Below are 19921 nucleotides of genomic sequence, written 5' to 3' on the forward strand. Positions count from 1 at the left end.
CGCGAACCGGACGTGCTCCACTTCAGGGGTCACGAGCCGCGCCCGCCCGCCCCGGGAGGGACGGACGGGCGCGGACGGAGGTCGCGACGGCTCAGCGCGGGTCGAGCCACACCGTCGTGCCGCCGGGCAGCCGCGGCGCCCCGTCGGCACCCTCCGTGACCGGACCGCTCGACACGAGCACGACCCCCTCGGGCAGCGGCACGTCCGCCTCGCCGAAGTTGGTCACCGAGTGCCAGCCCGCGTGCCGCGCGAAGTGCACGACCGAGGGGTCGTCGCCCTCGATCCAACTGAGCTCCTCGCCCTGCTGCAGGCGGTGCCGCTCGGCGAGCGCCGCGCGGTAGAGCGACAGCGTCGACGACGGGTCGCCGTCCTGCACGCTCACCGCCGCCTCGCGGAACCAGCCCGGCTGGGGCAGGTGCGGCTCGTGCGTGCCAAAGCCGAACGCGGGCTCGCTCTCGTCCCACGGGATCGGCACGCGGCAGCCGTCGCGGCCCTTGCGGCCGTGCTCGGTGCGGATCCAGACCGGGTCCTGCAAGTCCTCCGGCTGCAGGTCGGCGACCTCGTGCAGGCCGAGCTCCTCGCCCTGGTAGACGTAGGCGCTGCCGGGCAGCGCCAGCATGAGCAGCGACGCCGCCCGGGCGCGGCGGAGGCCCGCCTCGCGGTCGAGCGCCGGCTCGGTCCCGTCGCTGAGCAGCCACGCGTCGAGCGGCGCCCCCTGGGGCAGGCCGTAGCGGCTCGCGTGGCGGACGACGTCGTGGTTCGAGAGCACCCAGGTGGAGGACGCGCCGCTCTGCTCGGCGAGCTCGAGGTTCGACTCGATGATGGTGCGGAACCGCACCGGGTCGAAGTCGGCGCGCGTCAGCTCGAAGTTGAAGGCCTGGCCGAGCTCCGTCGGGCGCGCGTAGAGCGACACGCGCTCGCGGGCCACCCAGGCCTCGGCGACCGCCGTGCGCGGCGGGTCGTACTCGTCGAAGACGCGGCGCCAGCCCTCGAAGATCTCGTGCACCTCGTCCCGGTCGTAGATCGGGTCGCTGCCGTCGATCGGCAGGCCGAAGTCCTTCGGGTTGGCGTCGCGCAGGGGCTCGACGAGGTCCTTCGCCAGCCCGTGCGCCACGTCCACCCGGAACCCGTCGACGCCCCGGTCGCTCCAGAAGCGCAGCGTCGTGTGGAAGTCCTCGCGGACCTCCGGGTTCGACCAGTCCAGGTCGGGCTGCTCGGGGGCGAACAGGTGCAGGTACCACTGCTCGGGCGTGCCGTCGGCGCGGTGCAGGCGCGTCCAGGCGCTGCCGCCGAAGTTCGACGGCCAGGTCGAGGGGGCGATCTCGCCGTGCTCGCCGAGGCCGTCGCGGAAGACGTAGCGCGCCCGGGCCGGGCTGCCCGGCTCGGCCGCCAGCGCCTCCTGGAACCACACGTGCTGGTCGGAGGTGTGGTTCGGGACGATGTCGACGATGATCTTCAGCCCGGCGCCGTGCGCGGCCGCGACCAGGGCGTCGAAGTCGTCCAGGCTGCCCAGCTTCGGGTCGACGTCGCGGTAGTCGGCGACGTCGTAGCCGCCGTCGGCGAGCTCGGACGGGTAGAAGGGGCTCAGCCAGATCGCGTCGACGCCGAGCGCGGCCAGGTAGGGCACGCGCGACGTCACGCCCGCGATGTCGCCGAGCCCGTCGCCGTCGGTGTCCGCGAAGCTCCGCGGGTACACCTGGTAGACGGTGGCCTGCCGCCACCAGTTCGGGTCGGAGGGGTCGCGGGTGACGATCGGGGCCTCGGTGTCGGTCATGCGGTGGGGTTCTCCTCGGGGTGGTGGACGGGTCGTGCGGTCAGGGGTCGGGTGCGGGTCCCGGGTCGGGTGCGGGTCCGGGGTCGGGGTCAGCCCTTCACGGCACCCGAGGTGAGGCCGGAGACGATGCTCCGTCGGAAGATCAGCACCAGGAGGACGATCGGCACCGTGGCCGACACGCTGCCGGCGAAGATCGCGCCGAACGGCACCGAGAACTCGGTGCTGAAGAGGGCGATGCCGACCGGGATCGTGCGGAACGATGTCTCGCTGTTGAACGTGAGCGCCATGAGGAACTCGCTCCACGAGGCCGTGAAGGTGAAGACGCCGACGGTGAAGAGGCCCGGCGTCGACATCGGCAGGATCACCGAGAACATGGTGCGCAGCGGCGACGCGCCGTCGATCTCGCTCGCCTCCTCGATGGTCGTGGGGATGCCCGCCAGGTAGTTGCGCATGATCCAGATCGCGAAGGGCAGGTTGAACGCGACGTACGGCAGGATCAGCCCCGGGTGGCTGTTGAGCAGTCCGAGCTGGCGCTCGATGAGGTAGATCGGCGTGAGCACCGCGATCGCGGGGAACACGCTGAGCATGAGCAGCGTCGTCATGATGGGCGTGCTGCCGCGCAGCTTGCCGCCGACGAGCGCGTAGCCGGCGAACAGCGACAGGCCCAGCACGATCGCGGTCGTCGCCACGGCGACGATGACGCTGTTGAGCATGTAGACGGCGAGCTCGTTCGACACGAACGCCGTGACGTAGTTCTCGAACGTCCAGTCCTGCGGGAACAGCGTCGGCGGCGACGTCGCGATCTCGGCGTTCGACTTGAAGGAGTTCACCACGAGCCAGTAGAGCGGCACCGCGGTGACCACCGCGATGACGATGCCGCCCAGGTTGACGACGTTGATCCAGCGCCGCCAACCGCGGCGGACCTTCGATCGGGACATCAGCGCTCTCCCCTCGCCTGGTTGCGGAACGCCCGCAGGAACAGCAGGCAGCCGAGCCCGACGATGAGCGCGGTCGACGTCGCGATCGCGGCCCCCGGGCCGATGTTGATGTCCTGGAACAGGACGCGGTAGCCCATGATCGCGAGCGTCTGGGTCGCGGTGCCCGGACCGCCCTGCGTGAGCACGAACGGCAGGTCGAACACGCCGAACGCCTGCAGCACGCGGAACAGCACGGCGATGGTGAAGGTGGGCAGCAGCTGCGGCATGACGACCTGCCAGAAGGTCTGCCACGAGCTCGAGCCGTCGAGCTCGGCGGCCTCGTAGTGCTCCTCGGGGATCATGACGAGCCCGGCCAGCAGGATGATCGCCACGAACGGGGTGGTCTTCCAGATGTCGGCGACCATGAGGGCGATCGCGGCGGAGACGGGCTCCCCCAGGATCACCGGGGCGTCGCCCGTCAGCGCCTGGAACCCCCAGGTCGCGATGCCGTAGGTCGAGTCGTAGATGTACCGCCACAGCTGCGCCGAGACGATCGTCACGAGCGACCACGGCACGAGCAGCAGGGCCAGCATCCAGCCGCGGGTGACGCCGAGCCGCTCGAGCACGAGCGCCGCGAGCATGCCCAGCACGAGCTCGACGGTCACCGTCACGACCGTGTAGAGCAGCGTGAACCCGAGGGCCTGGTACCAGGCGGTGCTCTGCAGCAGCGCCCCGTAGTTGCCGACCGTGAACTCCTCGATCTGGAACCCGTCGTAGTCGATCGTGACGCGCGCGAAGCTCAGCACGATCGAGTACAGCACCGGGAACACCGTGACCAGCAGGATCAGCAGCAGGGCCGGCGACGCGAAGAAGAGGGCCGACCGGCGGCGCGTGGCCACGATGCCCCGGGGCGCCTTCCCCGGCGACGCAGGAGGCGCCTCCTGCGCCGGGCGCCGGGGTGCGGTCCGCACCGGCGTGCTCACAGCGCCTGCCCCGCGAGTGCGACGTCCATCTGGCGCTCCATCCGGCTGAGGCCCGTGCCGACGGCCGACTGGCCGGCGACGATCGAGTTGGAGTTGACGTAGATGCCCTGCGACAGCTTCGGGTAGAAGGCCGTCGCGGTGGGCCGGGGCACGAGCGTGTAGTCGGCCGCGATGCTGTACTGCGGCTTGCCGGCCTCGACCGCGTCGGGGCTGGTCAGCGACGCCGTGCGCGCCGGGATGACCCCGCCCTCGCGGACGATGATCTGCTGGGCGTCCTCGTCGGCGAGCCACCGGGCCCAGGCGAGAGCGGCGGCCGGCACGCGCGTGTGCGGGTTGACGTAGCTGCCCCAGCCGCCGATGGTCGTGTGCGTGGCGTCGGTGCCGTCGAAGCCGGGCCGCGACCGGATGCCGACCTTGCCGGCGACGCCCGAGGCCTCCGGGCTGTTCGCCGTGTCGTACGAGTACGACCAGTTGCGCAGGAACGCCGCCCGGCCCGACGTGAACGCGTCGAGGCTGGACTGCTCGATGTAGGTCAGCGACGCGCGGGGCGTCACGCCGTCGGTGACCAGCGAGGCCATGAACTCGAGGGCGCGCTTCGCCTCGGAGGACGTCGCCGTCGCCTCGGTGACCTCCTCGTCGGTGAGCGCGCCTCCTGCGTCGGCCACGAACTCGACGACGTTGCAGGTCATGCCCTCGTAGACGTTGCCCTGGTAGACGAAGCCGTAGTCGACGTCGCCGGTCTCGATGAGCCGCTTGCTCGTCTCGGCGACCTCCTCCCACGAGGCCGGCACCTGCAGGCCGTGCTTGTCGAGGAGGTCCTGCCGGTAGACCAGGAACGAGTTGTCGATGTAGATCGGGAACATGTAGTAGTCGCCGTCGACGCTCGCCGCCGTGCGCAGGCCCTCGGGGTACTGGTCCCAGAAGTCGTCGGGCACGAGCGTGCTCAGCGGCGTCGCGAGCTTGTTCTGGGCGAACTGCCCCGGCCAGGCGATGTCGCCGTGGAACACGTCGGGGCTCGTCGACCCCGAGGCGATCTGCGTCGTCAGCGTCGTGCGGTTCGTGTCGGTGTCGGCCGCCGCCTGGACGACGTTGATGCGGACGTTCGGGTACGCCTTGCCGAACTCCTCGATGAGGCGGGGCCGGAGATCGCCGCCGTCGTTCGTGGCGATCTGCGCGCTCCACCAGTCGACCGTCACCGGCTCGTCGCCGACCTCGGTCGGCCAGTCCCCGATCTCGGTGCGCTCCCCCTGCGGCGCGCAGCCCGCCAGCGCGAGCGTCCCGGCGAGTCCCGCTGCCCCCACGAACAGCCCCCTGCGATCGATCTCCATGCGTCCTCCTCGACGTGGCCCGAGCCGCACGGCCGCCCTCACGGGCGCCGTGGCCCCACCCTAGGAACCCCTCCGACGGCGCGCAACGATCCGCCGCGGTCCGCGCGGAGAACGAGCAGGGACGCGCCGGGGGGAGTACACGAGAGGGGTCGGGGCCGTTCCCCCGGCGACCCGGTCGTCCGAGGGCCGGGGGTGGTTGCATCAGGCCATGGCCCCCGACCGACACCCGTCGCGCGATCGCGGACGCCCCACGCCCGACCAGGACCCCGACGCCCTCACCCTGCACGTGGGCGGCGGCGACGAGGTCGTCGTCCGCGGACGCTACGAGGCCCTGAGCATCGTCAACGACATCCTCATCGCGGTGTGGTTCATCGTCGGCAGCGTCCTGTTCTTCTCGGAGGACACGACCGTCGCGGGCACCTGGGCCTTCCTCCTCGGCAGCGTGCAGCTGCTGATCCGCCCGGTCATCCGCCTCGGGCGTCGGGTGCACCTGCGGCGGCTCGGCCAGCGGGAGCAGGGGTCGGGGACGGGATCGCGGGGCCCCGCGGGCCCGGGCGACGGCGACGACGAGTACTGAGGCGACCGTGACCGCCCGCCGCACCCGTGCCCCCGGACCGGTCCTCGCCACGCGCACGGCCCCGCCCCTGCCGCACCACCCCGTGACGTTCCACCGCTGGCGCGACGTCGTGCTCGCCCACTGGCGGGTCGACGAGGCCACCGCCGCCCGCGGCCTGCCCGACGGCGTGCGGCCCGACCTCGTCGACGGCAGCGCCTGGGCCTGCCTCGGCGCGTGGACCTTCGGCGCGACGACCGTGCCGCCGCTGCCGCCCCTCGGGCGCCTCGGCGACCTCCACGAGGTGGCCGTGCGCGTGCCCACCGTCGACGGCTCGGGCCGCCACGGCGTCTTCTACCACTCGATCGACACGCAGCACGCGGGGGCCGTCCCCGCCGGACGGCTCGGCATCGGCCTCGGCTACGTCTGGTCCCGGGCCGCCACGCGCACGGTCGACGGCGTCGTCGCGCACCGCGTCGAGCGCCGCCTCCCCCTCGCGGGCAGGAGGCCCCGGTCCCGCCTCGCCGTCCGCCCCGGCCCCGAGGCGGTCGCCCCCGACGCCCTGGCGGTCGAGCTCGTCTCGCGCTGGGGCGTGCACGTGCGGCACCTCGGGCGCACCACGTGGTGGCGGACCGCGAACGAGCCGCTGCCCCTGCACCCGGCGGAACTCGTCGAGCTCGACGACGACCTGCTCGCGCTGGCGGGGTTCCCGGGGCTCGCCGAGCGGGCACCCGACGTGCTGCTCTCCTCCCCCGGACGCGACTGCCGGTACTCGCCCGGCTGAGCGGGCCTCCTGCCCTGCCCCTCCCGCCGGGCGTGGACACCGCGCCCGAGGGGCGGCAGCATGGGCGGGTGCCGATCCTCACCGCCCTCTGTCGCGTCGACCGCCTGCAGCCCGATGCGGGCTCGGTCGGGGTGACCGCCATAGACAAGCGGCCCGCCGAGGGGCCCCTGACGGTGCGGAAGCTCGGGGTGCACGGCGACGTGCAGGCGAACCGCGCGCACCACGGCGGCCCGGACAAGGCCGTGTACGCCTTCGCCGACGAGGACGCCGCCCACTTCGGCGAGCTGCTCGGCTACCCCGTGACGCCGGGCCTGTTCGGCGAGAACCTGCGCACGTCGGGGCTCGACGTGACGGGCGCCGTCCTCGGCGAGCGCTGGCGCGTCGGCGAGGCCCTCGTGCTCGAGGTGACCATGCCCCGGACGCCCTGCGCGACGTTCCAGCGGCGCCTGCGCGAGCCGCGCTGGGTGGCGAGGTTCCAGCAGGAGGGGCGTCCCGGCGCGTACCTGCGGGTCGTCGCCCCGGGGGCGATCGCGGCGGGCGACGAGATCGCCGTGCTCGAGCGCCCCGCGCACGGCGTGACGATCGGCGCGTGCTTCGCGGGGCTCTCGGCCGAGCAGGCGCAGGCGCTGCTCGACTCCCCCGTGCGCCTGGGCGCGCCCGTGACGAAGGTGGCGCGGGCCACCGTCGCCCGCGGCTGACCCCGTCGTCGGGTGCCGGCGAGCGGGGCAGGCCCACTCGATGCGAATGCATGAACTCTCAGGTCCCCCACAAGGAGGACCCGTAGTGTCCTCCGAGGTCGACGTCGTCGAGCGGTCCCCCGCCTGCTCCCCCGGTCGTCGACCCCCTCGCCGAGCGGGGGTCGCGACGCCGCCCGAGCCAGGTCCCCCACCTGCGCCGGCGTCGCAGGAACGAGCGCGACGGTGCGCGGCCCGACGGCCCCGGACCCGTCGCCGCCGCCCCGTCCACCGCCGGGAGGACCCCTGAACCCCTCCCGGCGGACGCTCGTCGTCGTGACGGTGGCCGACATGACCCGGCACCTGCCGCTCGGCCACCTCATCGAGGCCCGCGGCGACCGCGGAGGCCGCGGGGTCCGGTCCGGCCCTCCCCTCCCGGGGAGCGCACTGGCGCGAGCACGTGCTGCCCTGGACCGGCCGCCGGATCGCGGGGCGCTCCTCCGGTGACGGGCGCCTGCCCGAGCGCGCGACCCTCCTGCCCGTGACCGTGCCGGGACGCGACCCGGGCGCCGGGCCCGCCTGACGTCGCTCAGGCCCGCTGCGCGGCGCGACGACGCCGACGCGCCTCGAGCGCCAGGCCCAGCCCGGCCAGCAGCACGTCGCCCAGCGTCATGAGGGCGCGGCTCAGCACGGCCAGGCCGAGCGCGCCGCCCGTGGTCGTCACCCCGGCCAGGAGCACGACCAGCACGCCCTCGCGCGCGCCCAGCCCCGCCGGGGCCACGAGGACGAGGAACCCCACCAGCCAGGCCGTCGCGTAGGCGGCGGTCGCGGTCACCCAGAGCAGGCCCGAGGCCGCACCGAAGGCCTGGAGCACCACCGTCGCCTGCACGCCGTAGGCCGCCCACATGCCCACGGACCAGGCCAGCGACCGGCCGATCCCGGCCCAGGTCGGGCGCACCTCGACCGTCGGGCGGCGCAGGAGGCGCCAGGCCACTCCGACGAGACGGCCCAGCACGGGCGGCGCCAGGCTCACGAGCCCGACCAGTGCGAGGACGGCGAGCCACCAGTACTGCCGGAGCCCGTCGGGGGACGACAGCACGAGGCCGAGCACGCCGACGACCGCGGCGCCGACGATGCCGATCACCATCGACGTGAGCGCGGCGACCGCGCTGGGGCCACGGGCCAGCCCGTGCGCACGACCGAGTTCGGCCTGGGCCGCGATCGACCACACGCCGCCGGGCAGGTACTTGCCGAGCTGCCCCACGAAGAAGATCGACGCGGCGGCGCGGCGGGTGGTGTGCAGCCCGAGCGCCTGCATGACGGCGCGCCAGGAGAACATGTTGGCGACGAGCGCCACGAGGGTCGCGACCACGGCGACGGCGGTCGTCGGGGCGTCCAGGCGGGCCAGGGCGGCGGTCACCTCGTCCCACTGCGAGGCGACGCCGGCGACGAGCAGGGCGACGGCGGCCACGCCCACGACGATCTTCACGACCGTGAGGACGCGCGCTCGACGGGAGGGCGCCGCGGGGGCGACGGGCTCGGGCAGGGGATCGGCCATGGGTCCTCGGGGCGTGGTGACGGTGCGCGACGGACCTCCCGCTCGACGACGGGGGGCGACCCGGGGGCCGCTAGGCTCGGTGGATCGGCGCCCCGCCAGCCTAGGGCAGCCGCCCGACTCGACCCGAGAAGGAGGCCCGCGGCGGCCGTCGCCGTGCGGGACGACATGGATCAGCAGAGCACCCCCGACCGACCCCGCCTCCTCGTCGCCGCGAGCACGTTCCCCTCCCGACGGGGCGACGGCACCCCCGGCTTCGTGCTGGACCTGGCCGAGGCGGTCTCCTCCGAGTTCCGCGTCCTGGTCGTCGCCCCGATGGTCGACGGTGCCGCACGGCACGAGTGGATCGGCGACGTCGAGGTCCGCCGCTACCGCTACTTCCCCCGCCGCTGGCAGGACCTCGCCGAGGGGGCCATCGTCGACAACCTCCGGGCCGACCGCACCCGCTGGCTGCAGGTGCCCTTCTTCTTCGGAGCGCTCGCCGGGGCCCTGCTCCGGGCGCGCCTGCAGCACCGCCCCCAGGTGGCGCACCTGCACTGGATCATCCCGCAGGGTCTCGTCGGCGCCCTCGTGCTCGGCTCCGTCCCGCGCGTCATCACGACCCTGGGCGGCGACCTCTACGCCCTCCGCCACCCCGTCCTGCAGCGGCTCAAGTCCCGCGTCGTCGCCGGGGCGCGCTACGTCACCTGCATGAGCGGCGACATGGCCGACGAGCTCGCCCGCCTCGGCGCCGACCCCGACCGCGTCCGCGTCGTCCCCATGGGCGTCGACGTCGATCCCCTCCGACGGGCCGGCGAGCGCGAGGACCGCCGCCCCGACCGCGTGCTCTTCGTCGGTCGCCTCGTCGAGAAGAAGGGCGCGGCGGTGTTCCTCGACGCCGTCCGCGAGCTCCCCGCGGCGGACTGCGTCGTCGTCGGCTCGGGGCCGCTCGGGAGCGCGCTCGAGGCCGCGGCGCCGCCGACGGTGTCGTTCGTCGGTGCGCTCGGCCGCGAGGACCTCGCCGCGCAGTACGCGCGCGCCGCGATCGCGGTGCACCCCTCGGTGCCCGCGGCGAGCGGCGACCGCGACGGCCTGCCCGTCGCCCTGCTCGAGGCCATGTCGTCCGGCTGCGCGATCGTCGCCTCGCGGGTGCCCGGCATCGTCGACGTCGTCGAGGACGGCGTCAACGGGATCCTCGTGCCCCCGGGCGACGCCGCCGCCCTCCGGGAGGCGATCCGGTCGCTGCTCGAGGACGAGGCGCTGCGGACCCGGCTCGGCCAGGCCGCCCGCCGCACCGCCGAGGCCTACAGCGTCGAGGCGATCTCGGCGACGTACCGCGACCTCCTGCGCGAGACCGCCGCGGGCTGACGCCCGGTCCCGTCCGGTTCAGGCGCCTGCGGCCCGGCGCGCCTCGACGACGCCCCGGATGCCCTTCAGCAGGGACGTCCTCGCCCCGGGCGCCTCGGGGAGCACCCGCGTGGCGAAGCGCAGCGGGTGCGACTGCACGGTGGTGTCGTCGGTCTCGACGAGGTCCAGCAGGAGCGGGAGGCCGACGGCCTCCTCGACGGCGGCCACGACCTCGGCCAGGGTGACGCCCTCGCAGGAGGCGACGATCTTGACGGCCTCCCGCTGCCCCGACGCCTCGAGGGCCGCCACCGCGCCGACCACCATGGCCCCCGCGTCGTCCGCCCAGAGGAAGTCCCGCTCGGTCGACAGCGGCACGTAGAGGGTCGAACGACGGTCGGCCAGGCGCGCGTCGACCAGGTGCGAGATGAGCCCCTGCGGCTTCGCGATGTCCTGGGCGGGCCCGTAGAGCGTCGAGATGCGGCCCACGAGCAGCCGGTCGTCGCTGCGGGCGGCCCACGCGGAGAAGGCCTCCTCGATGCGGAGCTTGACCCGGCCGTAGGCCGAGAGCGGCAGCAGGGGCGAGGACTCGTCGTAGGGCGGGGCGTCGTTGCCCGCGTAGAGAGCACCCGCCGACGAGGCGAAGAAGGTCGTCCCCCGGGCGCGAGCCGGGTGCCCGCCCGCGTCGAGGTCGCGGAGCACGGCCTCGACCAGCTCGGCCTCCTGCTCGACGACGTCGGTCGGCGTCGAGACGACGCCCGTCCCGGCGCACCAGTACCAGCGCCAGGGTCGGTCGCCCGCACGGTCCCAGAGGTCGCGCACGCCGTCGACCAGGACCCGGCGGGCGGCAGCCGGATCGGACCACGGCACGGACAGGGGCACGACCTCGTCGCCCTGGGCCCGCGCGGCCCGTGCGACGGCCGAGCCGAGCAGGCCACCGGCACCGACGACGAGCGTGACGGCGTGCGCGGGGCGGCTCACGCGACGGGCCCCGACGGGGAGACGGTCGAGGCCGGGAGCCCTGCCGCAGGGTCTGCCTCGGGGTCCACGGACACCGCGCGCCAGCACCGGACGACGGCGACGACGCCCACCGCTGCGGCCGCGAGGAGCAGACCGAGGAGGAACCACGCCGGCACGGGGAGGAAGAGCGCGGCCAGTGCCAGCCCGTCACCGGTGATCTCGAGGTCCTGGCCCTCGTAGAAGCCGCGGTAGGCGACCGTGAGGGCGTAGGCCGCGACCAGCGGTGCACCGACGACCAGCACGCGCCCGAAGCCCTCGCGCATCGGGGCGAGGGGCAGGAACCGGCGCCACGCGACGGCCACCAGGAGGATCGCGGCGACCAGGCCCGGGAAGAGGTACCGGCCCTGGATCGCGTAGATGCCCTGGGTGTCCCGGTAGCTGTTGAAGCTCGTCAGGGCCAGCGATCCCAGCAGGGCGAGGGGCGGCAGGCTCATGGCGAGGCTGAGGCCGAGCCGGTCCCGACGGCGGTACGCGAACGCCACCACGGGCACGACCGCCGAGACCGTGAGGACGTCCGTGAGGATCGGCGACATCGGGAAGTCGAGCGAGCCGAAGTTGCCCCAGAACGTCGAGCCGAGGCCGCTCCAGAACGAGTTGACAAACAGCCCGAGGTCGACGGTCTCCCCCTCGGGCCACGGCACGACGGGGCGCTGCCCGACCATGCCGTTCGGCTGCAGGGCTCCGTAGCGCAGGACGTTGCCCACCCACCACCAACCGGACAGGGCCAGCGTGGCGCCCCCGACCACGGCGAGGCGCACCACCCGCGCCAGCAGGGACAACGTCGGCGCCCCGCCGAGCAGGAGGACGACCGCGACGAACGGGACGAGCGGGAGGGCGGTGCCCTTGGACAGGGCGGCGGCGGACGTGGCGAGCGCCAGCCCGAGGACGACGCGCCACCGGACGTCGCCCGTGAGGTAGCGCGCCCCGAGCCAGACGACGACCGCACCGCAGAGGATGACCGGCGCGTCGTTCGTGAACGACGCGCCGATGCTCGCGAGCTGGGGCACGAAGAAGATCGAGAGCCCGGCGACGAGGCCCGCCCGGGGCGACCGCGTGACCCGGCGCACCGTCGCCCACGCCAGCAGGGGCAGCGGTGCGACGGTGACGACGTCGAGGAGGCGCAGGAGGATCGTGGCGCGGTCCCAGCGCTGCTCCTCGAAGTCCACGAGCTGCAGGACCGTCCCACCGACGAGGTACCAGGTCGGGGGGTGCTGCGTCATCTGGTCACGGACCTCGCTGAGGCCGGGGTCCTCCTCGAGCAGTTCGCCCACGGTCGGCCGGTCGGCCGCGGGGACGGACTCGCCCGTCGCGAGCATCGTCTCCACCGAGTCGTAGAGGAGCCCCTGCCCGGCGGGGACCCACTCGTCGCCGAGCGCGGTGCGCAGGGCGGAGTTGACGTGGGCGGTCTCGTCCGGGGCGTCGAACACGGGCGTGAGGACGGCCCACACCGCGAGGAGCAGGGCGAAGGCCGTCGTCAGCAGCGCGACCGTGGTCAGCTCGCCCCTGCCGGGTCGCGCGGGGACCGCGTCGGCGTCGGCATCGACGTCGACGTCGGGGCGACGGGACGTGCGGTCGTCGGCGCGGGACCCGCGGAGACCCTTCATCGCTCCCCGTAGCGCTGGAGCTTCTGCAGATCGAGCGACTCCTCGGCGAGCGTCCGGTTGATGCGGGTCAGGTCGGCGAGGACGCCCATCACCAGGGACAACAGGGCCGTCACCACGAGGAGCACGCCCAGCAGCAGGGACTGCAGGTTCTGCCCGGCCTCGCCGAGGCCGAGCAGGACGAGGTAGCGCACGAACGGCACGAGCCCGAGCACCAGGAGGACCGCGCTGATCCACGCGAAGAGGGCGATCGGCCGGTACATGAGGTAGGCCCGGACGATCGCGCTGCCCGACTGGAACATGTGCTGCCAGATGTTCGAGAACAGCCGCGACTCGCGGGTCTTCGGGTTGGTGCGGATCGGGATGCTCGTGATGGCGAGGCGCTTGTAGCCGGCCTGCACGATGGTCTCCATGCAGTAGCTGAAGTGGGTGACGATGTTGAGGCGGATGAGCGAGTACTTCGAGTAGGCGCGGAACCCCGACGCGGCGTCGGGCAGGTCGACGCCCGCGGCGCGGCTCACCGTCCAGCTCCCGAACTGCTGCATCGCCCGCTTGAAGCCCGAGAAGTGCTCGATCGTCTTCGTCTGCCGGTCGCCGACGACGATCTCGGCCTCGCCGCGGAGGATCGGCTGCACGAGGTCGCCGATCGCCGCCTGCGGGTACTGGTTGTCGCCGTCGGTGTTCACGACGATGTCGGCGCCGTGCAGGAGGGCGTAGTCGACGCCGTCGCGGAACGACCTGGCCAGGCCCATCGTCCGCGCGTGGCTCACGACGTGCTGGACCCCGTGCGCGCGCGCCACCTCGACGGTGCGGTCGGTCGAGCCGTCGTCGATCACGACGATGTGGATCTCGTCGATGCCGTCGATCCGCGTGGGGATCGTGGAGAGCACGTCGGGAAGGGTCGCTTCTTCGTTCAGGCACGGGATCTGGACGAACAGTTTCACGGAGGGGCCCTCGGGTCGCGGTCGGGAGAGGTCGTCGTCGGGCGCTCGGAGACGCGCGTCACCCGCGACGCACGAGAGTCTACGGGAGCGCGGGCGACGGGCGGGCGAGGGCCCGGGGCCGGCTCAGGCGCCGTCGAGGCTCCAGACCTGCTCCTCGTAGCGGTGCGACCAGCCGGCCCGGAGGCGTGCCACGGCCCGGTCGTACGAGGCCAGCAGGTCCATGTGGGGGCGCACCATCGACTGCATCTGCAGTCCCTCGTACAGGGCGATGAGCTGCTCGGCGCCGCGCGTCGGGTCCATGGTCGCCGGCTCGCGGCCCACCTCGATGTCGAAGGCCAGTCCGTCGCGCACGACCCGGTGGAACTTGCTCCACTCGTGCTGCATCGTCGCCGCCATCGGGTGCCCAGGCGTCGCGGCGACGTTGAGCAGCGAGGTCAGGAGGCGCATCAGGCTGGCGTCGCGGACGTTCTCCTCGACGATGCCCCGCAAGAACCTGGCGGCGCCGTGGCTCGCGAGCAGCGGCACCACGTCGCGCATGCGCTCCGCGTTCCAGCGGTCGACCGCGGCCATGACGAGGCCGTCCCACGAGGGGAAGTGACCCGTCACGGTCTCGCTGGGCAGCCCGGCGAGCTCCGCGACCACGGCGACGTCGGTCTCGTGGAAGGCGCGCACGCGGAAGGCGGCGATGACGGCGTCCACGATCCGGATGCGCTGCTCCGTGCCCAGGTCGACGGGCGGGTGGGCGACGGGCGGGCTCGTGGTGCGGTCGTGCATCGTCCCACCCCATCAGAGGTCGGCTGCGGCGGCGAGTCCCCGTACGGGTGACCCCGTTCCTTGCACGCTCTGCACGGATCTGTGCCACGCTGGGCGACGGTGCGCCCGGCTCGTCCCCGCATCCGGGCCCCGCCCGCACGACCCGCCCGACGTCGCGCGCCGCCCCTCCTGCCGTCGAGGCCCACGGGGCGCGCCCGCCGCCCCCTCCCGCCCCGCTCACCGTCCCCGCCGTCACCCGGCGCAGAGAGGCCCGTCATGTCCGACGCCACCGCCGCCCGCCCCGGTCCGCCCGCGGCGCCCGCGATCCCCCGAGCCTCCTGGCTCGCCCTCACGGCGCTGCTGCTCGGCATGTTCGTCGCCCTGCTCGACACGACCATCGTCAACGTCGCCCTGCCCACGATCCGCACCTCGCTCGACGCCGGCGAGTCGACCCTGTCGTGGATCATCTCCGGGTACGCGCTGGCCTTCGGCCTCACGCTCATCCCCGCGGGCCGCATCGGCGACCGCATCGGCCACAAGTGGGTCTACGTGACGGGCGTGGCGCTCTTCACGCTCGCCAGCCTCGCTTGCGGCGTGGCGCAGTCCGACCTGCAGCTCGTCGTGTTCCGCGTCGTGCAGGGGCTCGCGGGCGGCATCTTCGTGCCCGCCGTCACCGCGTTCATCCAGCTGCTGTTCCCCGGCCGCGCGCGCGGGACCGCCTTCGCGATCATGGGCGCCGTCATCGGCGTCTCGTCGGCGCTGGGCCCGATCATCGGCGGCCTCATCATCGCCGCCGCGGGCGAGGAGGCCGGCTGGCGCCTCGTCTTCTTCGTCAACCTGCCCTTCGGCGTCATCACGGTGATCGCCGCGGCCGTGCTGCTGCCGGGGCGCGACCCCTCGGTCGCCCGCCCCGACCGCGGGCTCGACGGCGTCGGCCTCGTGCTCGTCTCGGCCGCGTTCGTCGCGCTGCTCGTGCCGCTCATCCAGGGCCAGGAGGAGGGCTGGCCGCTGTGGACCTGGCTCTCGCTCGCCGGCGGCGTCGTGCTGCTCGCGGCCTTCGGGGCCTGGGAGGTCTCGGTCGCTCGCCGCGGGCGCACGCCCCTCGTGCCTCCTGCCCTCTTCGCGCACCCGTCGTTCACGGGCGGCGTCGTGCTCGCCCTCGTCTACTTCGCGGCGTTCACGAGCATCTTCTTCACCATCTCGCTGCTCTGGCAGTCCGGGCTCGGCCACACGGCGCTCGCCTCGGGCGCCGTCGCCATCCCCTTCGCCGTCGGCAGCATCATCAGCTCGTCGCAGAGCAACCGCCTCGCCCAGCGCCTCGGACGCACCGTGCTGGTGCTCGGCACCGCCCTCGTGACGATCGGCCTCGGCTGGTCGTGGATCGTGCTGCTCGTCACCGACGCCGCCGACCTCACCAACTGGCTGCTGCTCGCCCCGCTGCTCGTCGCGGGCCTCGGCAACGGCTTCTTCATCGCCCCCAACGTGCAGTTCATCGTCGCCACCGTCGACCGTCGCGACGCCGGCTCGGCGAGCGCGGTGATCTCGGCGATCCAGCGCATCGGCTCGGCCGTCGGCATCGCGATCATCGGCAGCGTGCTCTTCGGCTCCCTGCCCGGCGGGCGCGAGCTCGCCACCGCGGCCGGTCGCGCCACGGGCTTCACCGACGCGGCGGCGGCCGCCATGGGCGTCAGCGCCGCGTTCGCCCTCGCGGCGTTCCTGCTCGTCTTCGCCCTGCCCCGCCAGGTGCCGCAGGCAGGAGGCGCGCCCCGCCCGGCGGCGACCACGGGGACCGCCACGCCCGAGGCGTGACCGGCAGGCCGCCCCGGCGTCAGGCGGGGGCGGCGGTGAGGGCTTGCGACCCGGTCACGCGCAGCAGGGCCAACCGGGCCTCGTCGTCCGAGCCGGGCGCCACCGTGTAGACGACGATGCGCTGCACGCCGGGGCCCACGTGCCGCGGGACGGTCCCGGCGGACGGGGGCGCGGCTCCCGCGACCCGGTGGAGGTGGTCGCGCTCGTCGTCGGTGAGCCGGAGCGCCACGACCGGAGCACGCTGGCGAACTCGCTCATGGCCCCATCCTCGCCCCTGGCGGAGGGGGGACGGTGGTACCGGCGGTCCCCCTGTCGTGCGGGGCCTGGGTGCCCACCGGTGCGGGGCGGACGATGGGCGCATGACCACCACGCTGATCACCGGGGCCGACAAGGGCCTCGGCCTCGAGACCGCCCGCCGCCTCGTCGAGCAGGGGCACACCGTCTTCGCCGGGATGCGCGACCTCGCCGCCGGCGACGCCGCCCGGGCGCTCGGCGCGCACGCCGTGCAGCTCGACGTCACCGACCAGGCCAGCGTCGACGCCGCGCTGGCGTCGCTGCCCGAGCTGGACGTGCTCGTCAACAACGCCGGCGTGCCCGGCACCTCGTACGGGATCGACGACCTCACGCCCGCGACGATGCAGGACGTGCTCGACGTCAACGTGCTGGGCGTGGTCCGGGTCACCCGGGCCGCGCTCCCCCTGCTGCACCGCTCCGAGCACCCCGTGATCGTCAACGTCGCCTCGGGCGTGGGCTGGCCGCGCTGGCTGAGCACGCCCGGCCACGACGAGTTCCCCGTGCCGATGATCCCCTACGCCGCGTCGAAGGCCGCCCTGGTCACCATGACCGTGCAGTACGCCAAGAACCTGCCGACGTTCCGGGTCGACGCCAGCGACCCCGGGTACACCGCCACCGACTTCAACGGGCACGGCGGGCACCAGACGGTCACCGAGGGCACCGACGCGACGGTCGCGCTGGCGCTCGTCGGGCCCGACGGCGCGACGGGCGAGTTCCACGACCGCCGGGGGCGGATCGAGTACTGACCGGGCAGGAGGCGCGGGGGCGGCCCCGCCCGCAGCTGCGGGAGGGCGTGCACGTCGAGAGCCGGCCTCAGCCCCGCGACCACCCCGCGAGTGCCGTGACGACGCTCTCCACGAGCCGGTCGAAGCTGCGCTCGACGTCGACGGGCAGCCCGAAGGCGGCCCCGGTCTCGAGCGAGACGAAGCCGTGCAGCGCGGCGCGGAAGGCGCGCGTGGCGTCGACGAGGTCGTCACCCGCGAGGTCGTAGCCCCCGAGCACGGCGTAGACGACCCCCGCGATGGCCCCGGACGCCTCGTCGTCCTCGTCGTCGCCCTCGACGGGCGCTCGCACGGTGAGCGGGTACTGCCCGGGGTGCTGCAGCGCCCAGCGCCGGTAGGCGACGGACATCGCGCGCACGGCGTCCTCCCGCGACCGGCCGATCGCCGCCCGCCCCACCTCCCGGCCGAGGGAGGCCTTCGCCTCGAGCAGGACCCCGCGCAGCAGGCCCGGCAGGCCGTCCACGTGCTTGTAGAGCGAGGGCGTCTTCACGCCGAGGCTGGCGGCGACGGCACCGAGGCCGAGCGCCTCCTGACCACCCTCGTCGAGCATCTCCGCGGCGCGGGCGACGACCGTCGCCCGATCGAGGCCCGCCCTAGGCACGGTCGTCCAGGCGGTCGAGGAACGCCAGCACCGCGTCCGTGGTCGCCCCGGGCTGCTGCGCGTGCGGGTAGTGGCCCGCCTCGGGCACCACGACGGCCTCGCCGTGCAGGGCGTGGGCGATCCAGGTCGCCTCGGCCTCCGGGTCGCGGAAGTCCGGGTCGCGCTCGCCCATGACGACCAGCGTCGGCGCCGTCACCGAGGGCAGGGCCGCGGCAGCGGCCGCGTGGGTCGTGCGCGTGGTGAGGCTGAACGCCCGGGCCCGACCGGGGCGGCGCAGCGACGCCGTGATCGCGTCGCGCTGCTCGGCGAAGTCCGGGGCGCGGCGCCCCGCGTGCAGCGTCGGCAGGTAGGCGCGCCACGCGGCCGCCGCCCAGGGCCGTGCCATCAGCACGCGGATGAGCAGCCGCTGGAGGCCGCTCGCGGCGGGGTCGCGGACGAACGGTCCGACGAGCACGAGGCCCGACACCAGCTCGGGCCGGGCTGCGGCGACGAGCACGGCCGACCCGGCGGCCATGGAGCTGCCGACGACGACGGCGGGGGCGCCCAGCTCGTCGAGCAGGGCCGCGAGGTCGTCAGCCGTCGCCTGGTCGCCGTAGCGCGAGAAGTCCGCGTCGCTGTCGCCGTGGCCCCGGAGGTCGGTGGTGACGACGGTGCGGCCCGCCGCGACGAGCACGGGGACGACGGCGCGGTACGCCGAGCGGAGGTCGCCCATGCCGGGCACGAGCACGACGAGCGGGCCCGAACCCTGCACGTCGTAGGCGATGCGACCCTCGCCGGGCCGGACGAGGTGCTGCACGAGGGCGGGAACGGGGGCGGAGGTCGAGGTCATGTGGCTAACCTAGTTAGCCCAATGGCTAGCGTCAAGTGCCAGGAGTCGCGCCGACCCTTGCCCGTCCCGCCCGCGGAGACGACAACTGACGCCCAGAGCGACGACCGTTCCCGGTCGGCTCCGAGCAGGGGCGAGCAGACTGGGACGATGCCCACCGCCGATCCGACGCTCTCCGCCCGTCGCGACCGGGTCCTCCCGCTCGACGGGCTGAGGACCCTCGCCATCGCGCTGGTCGTCCTCTACCACCTGCACGTGCCGGGCTTCGGCAGCGGCTTCGTGGGCGTCAACGTCTTCTTCGTGCTCTCGGGGTACCTCATCACCACCCTGCTGCTGCGCGAGCACGCACGCACGGGCCGCATCCGGCTGGGCCGCTTCTGGGTGCGCCGCGTCCTGCGCCTCTACCCCACCCTGCTCGCGGTCGTCGTGGTCGGCGTCGCGCTCTGGGGCGTCGTCGGCACCTACCAGGGCAGCACCATGACCGCCGGCGGCGCCGCCCTCGTCGCCGTCACCTACACGGGCAACCTGGCCCGCGCGTTCTTCGGTGAGGCGCAGGGCGTCTTCGCGCCGATGTGGAGCCTCTCGATGGAGGAGCAGTTCTACCTCGTCTGGCCCCCGCTCCTCCTGCTCGGCCTCGCGCTCGTGGCGGGGCGCCGGCACGCCCGAGCGCTCCTCGTCGGCACCCTGGCGGTGCTCGTCGTCGCGTCGAGCGTCGCCGCGGGCCTGCTGCACGAGGTGCCGACCTCGGGCTCGACGCCGGCCGTCTACTTCAGCCCGGTGCTCAACGTCGGCCCGCTGCTGCTCGGCTGCCTGCTCTCGTTCGTGCTCGACTCGGAGCGCGGGCGGGCGCTGTTCGCGGGGCCCGGCGGGAGCGTCGCGACCTGGGTCGGCCTGGCCGGCGTGCTCGGCTCGCTCGTCGTGATCCGCAGCGGCTGGCAGGAGACCCCCCTGACCTTCGGCCTCGCCCTGCCGGCCGTGGCCGTCGCCTCGGCGCTGCTCGTCGGCGGCCTCGCCGGCCGGCCGACGCTCGTCGCGAGGGCGTTGTCGCTCGGCCCCGTCGCCTGGACCGGCCGTGCCCTGTCGTACCCGATCTACCTCTGGCACGTGCTCGTCATCGCGCTGGTCAGCCCCGTCCTCACCGGGCCGCTCGGCATCGTGACGGTGATCGTCGCGACGGTCGCCGTCTCCGCCCTGTCGCACCGGTTCGTGGAGCAGCCCGCCCTGCGCCTCAAGGACCGCCTCGAGCCGCGGGCCCGGGGCAGCCGTGCCGACGCGGTCGCCGTGGGGCGCGGCTCCGGCGCCTCGGCCGGTCCGCCCGCCCCCGCCGGCGCGGACGCCACGGCCGACTTCGAGCGCTCGCGCGACGAGGCTCGTCGCGCGGCCCTCACCAGGGCCTGACG

At 74.3% G+C, this 19921-nt stretch carries 19 protein-coding genes; 7 read left to right on the forward strand and 12 right to left on the reverse strand.

The features are described from left to right. Nucleotides 1–91: 91 nt before the first annotated feature. The 4 genes from ACYVHQ_RS11840 to ACYVHQ_RS11855 all read right to left on the reverse strand — a co-directional run bounded on the left by ACYVHQ_RS11840 (nt 92) and on the right by ACYVHQ_RS11855 (nt 5002). Nucleotides 92–1774: a glycoside hydrolase family 13 protein gene (locus tag ACYVHQ_RS11840; RefSeq protein ID WP_460513284.1), complete on the reverse strand. Its 1683-nt coding sequence runs from the start codon at nt 1772–1774 to the stop codon at nt 92–94. An 89-nt stretch (nt 1775–1863) separates the two neighbouring features. Continuing rightward, entirely contained in the window at nt 1864–2712 is an 849-nt protein-coding gene (locus tag ACYVHQ_RS11845; protein WP_460513286.1) for a carbohydrate ABC transporter permease, read from the reverse strand. Continuing rightward, the gene (locus tag ACYVHQ_RS11850) at nt 2712–3662 is read right to left on the reverse strand and encodes a carbohydrate ABC transporter permease (protein WP_460513289.1); all 951 of its coding nucleotides are present in this window, start codon (nt 3660–3662) and stop codon (nt 2712–2714) included. Before ACYVHQ_RS11850 ends, ACYVHQ_RS11845 begins: the two co-directional genes overlap by 1 nt. Nucleotides 3663–3670: 8 nt before the next feature. Continuing rightward, complete coding sequence (locus ACYVHQ_RS11855; protein ID WP_460513291.1) at nt 3671–5002, reverse strand: extracellular solute-binding protein; 1332 nt, start codon at nt 5000–5002, stop codon at nt 3671–3673. Nucleotides 5003–5210: 208 nt separating this feature from the next. Between ACYVHQ_RS11855 and ACYVHQ_RS11860 the strand changes: the two genes are divergently transcribed. From ACYVHQ_RS11860 to ACYVHQ_RS11870, 3 genes are all read left to right on the forward strand, one after another. Beyond that, nucleotides 5211–5579 carry a YrhK family protein gene (locus ACYVHQ_RS11860; protein ID WP_460513293.1) on the forward strand — a complete coding sequence of 123 codons (369 nt, stop codon included), beginning with the start codon at nt 5211–5213 and terminating at the stop codon, nt 5577–5579. Nucleotides 5580–5586: 7 nt separating this feature from the next. Beyond that, entirely contained in the window at nt 5587–6339 is a 753-nt protein-coding gene (locus ACYVHQ_RS11865; RefSeq protein WP_460513295.1) for a DUF2071 domain-containing protein, read from the forward strand. A 68-nt stretch (nt 6340–6407) separates the two neighbouring features. Continuing rightward, nucleotides 6408–7037, forward strand: coding sequence for an MOSC domain-containing protein (locus ACYVHQ_RS11870; RefSeq protein ID WP_460513297.1), 630 nt, complete (start codon nt 6408–6410; stop codon nt 7035–7037). A 565-nt stretch (nt 7038–7602) separates the two neighbouring features. Here ACYVHQ_RS11870 and ACYVHQ_RS11875 read toward each other — a convergent pair. After that, nucleotides 7603–8571 (reverse strand): lysylphosphatidylglycerol synthase domain-containing protein, encoded by a 969-nt coding sequence (locus ACYVHQ_RS11875; protein WP_460513299.1) that lies wholly within the window; start codon nt 8569–8571, stop codon nt 7603–7605. 165 nt (nt 8572–8736) lie between these two features. On the opposite strand from ACYVHQ_RS11875, the gene ACYVHQ_RS11880 reads away from it, so the two are divergent. After that, a complete protein-coding gene (locus tag ACYVHQ_RS11880; RefSeq protein WP_460513301.1) occupies nt 8737–9915 on the forward strand; it encodes a glycosyltransferase in 1179 nt (392 codons plus the stop codon). Nucleotides 9916–9933: 18 nt separating this feature from the next. Here the strand turns inward: ACYVHQ_RS11880 and ACYVHQ_RS11885 are convergent, their stop codons facing one another. From ACYVHQ_RS11885 to ACYVHQ_RS11900, 4 genes are all read right to left on the reverse strand, one after another. Beyond that, the gene (locus ACYVHQ_RS11885) at nt 9934–10872 is read right to left on the reverse strand and encodes an NAD-dependent epimerase/dehydratase family protein (RefSeq protein ID WP_460513303.1); all 939 of its coding nucleotides are present in this window, start codon (nt 10870–10872) and stop codon (nt 9934–9936) included. Beyond that, the gene (locus ACYVHQ_RS11890; RefSeq protein ID WP_460513305.1) at nt 10869–12515 is read right to left on the reverse strand and encodes a DUF2142 domain-containing protein; all 1647 of its coding nucleotides are present in this window, start codon (nt 12513–12515) and stop codon (nt 10869–10871) included. Before ACYVHQ_RS11890 ends, ACYVHQ_RS11885 begins: the two co-directional genes overlap by 4 nt. Beyond that, nucleotides 12512–13456, reverse strand: coding sequence for a glycosyltransferase family 2 protein (locus ACYVHQ_RS11895; RefSeq protein WP_460513307.1), 945 nt, complete (start codon nt 13454–13456; stop codon nt 12512–12514). Before ACYVHQ_RS11895 ends, ACYVHQ_RS11890 begins: the two co-directional genes overlap by 4 nt. Nucleotides 13457–13579: 123 nt before the next feature. After that, entirely contained in the window at nt 13580–14230 is a 651-nt protein-coding gene (locus ACYVHQ_RS11900; RefSeq protein WP_460513308.1) for a TetR/AcrR family transcriptional regulator, read from the reverse strand. Between the two features lie 255 nt (nt 14231–14485). Here ACYVHQ_RS11900 and ACYVHQ_RS11905 point away from each other — a divergent pair, with 255 nt between their 5' ends. Further along, nucleotides 14486–16018: an MFS transporter gene (locus ACYVHQ_RS11905; RefSeq protein WP_460513310.1), complete on the forward strand. Its 1533-nt coding sequence runs from the start codon at nt 14486–14488 to the stop codon at nt 16016–16018. A 19-nt stretch (nt 16019–16037) separates the two neighbouring features. Here ACYVHQ_RS11905 and ACYVHQ_RS11910 read toward each other — a convergent pair whose 3' ends face one another. Continuing rightward, complete coding sequence (locus tag ACYVHQ_RS11910) at nt 16038–16247, reverse strand: hypothetical protein (protein ID WP_460513311.1); 210 nt, start codon at nt 16245–16247, stop codon at nt 16038–16040. 130 nt (nt 16248–16377) lie between these two features. Here ACYVHQ_RS11910 and ACYVHQ_RS11915 point away from each other — a divergent pair, with 130 nt between their 5' ends. Next, entirely contained in the window at nt 16378–17058 is a 681-nt protein-coding gene (locus tag ACYVHQ_RS11915) for an SDR family NAD(P)-dependent oxidoreductase (protein ID WP_460513313.1), read from the forward strand. A 67-nt stretch (nt 17059–17125) separates the two neighbouring features. Here ACYVHQ_RS11915 and ACYVHQ_RS11920 read toward each other — a convergent pair whose 3' ends face one another. Both ACYVHQ_RS11920 and ACYVHQ_RS11925 read right to left on the reverse strand, forming a co-directional pair. Then, on the reverse strand, nt 17126–17695 hold the full coding sequence (locus ACYVHQ_RS11920) for a TetR/AcrR family transcriptional regulator (RefSeq protein ID WP_460513315.1): 570 nt from the start codon (nt 17693–17695) through the stop codon (nt 17126–17128). After that, nucleotides 17688–18524 (reverse strand): alpha/beta fold hydrolase, encoded by an 837-nt coding sequence (locus ACYVHQ_RS11925; RefSeq protein WP_460513317.1) that lies wholly within the window; start codon nt 18522–18524, stop codon nt 17688–17690. The genes ACYVHQ_RS11920 and ACYVHQ_RS11925 overlap by 8 nt, the downstream gene beginning before the upstream one ends. Nucleotides 18525–18671: 147 nt before the next feature. On the opposite strand from ACYVHQ_RS11925, the gene ACYVHQ_RS11930 reads away from it, so the two are divergent. After that, on the forward strand, nt 18672–19919 hold the full coding sequence (locus ACYVHQ_RS11930; protein WP_460513319.1) for an acyltransferase family protein: 1248 nt from the start codon (nt 18672–18674) through the stop codon (nt 19917–19919). The last annotated feature ends 2 nt before the right edge of the window (nt 19920–19921 follow it).

It is taken from the genome of Frigoribacterium salinisoli (genome assembly GCF_054781095.1).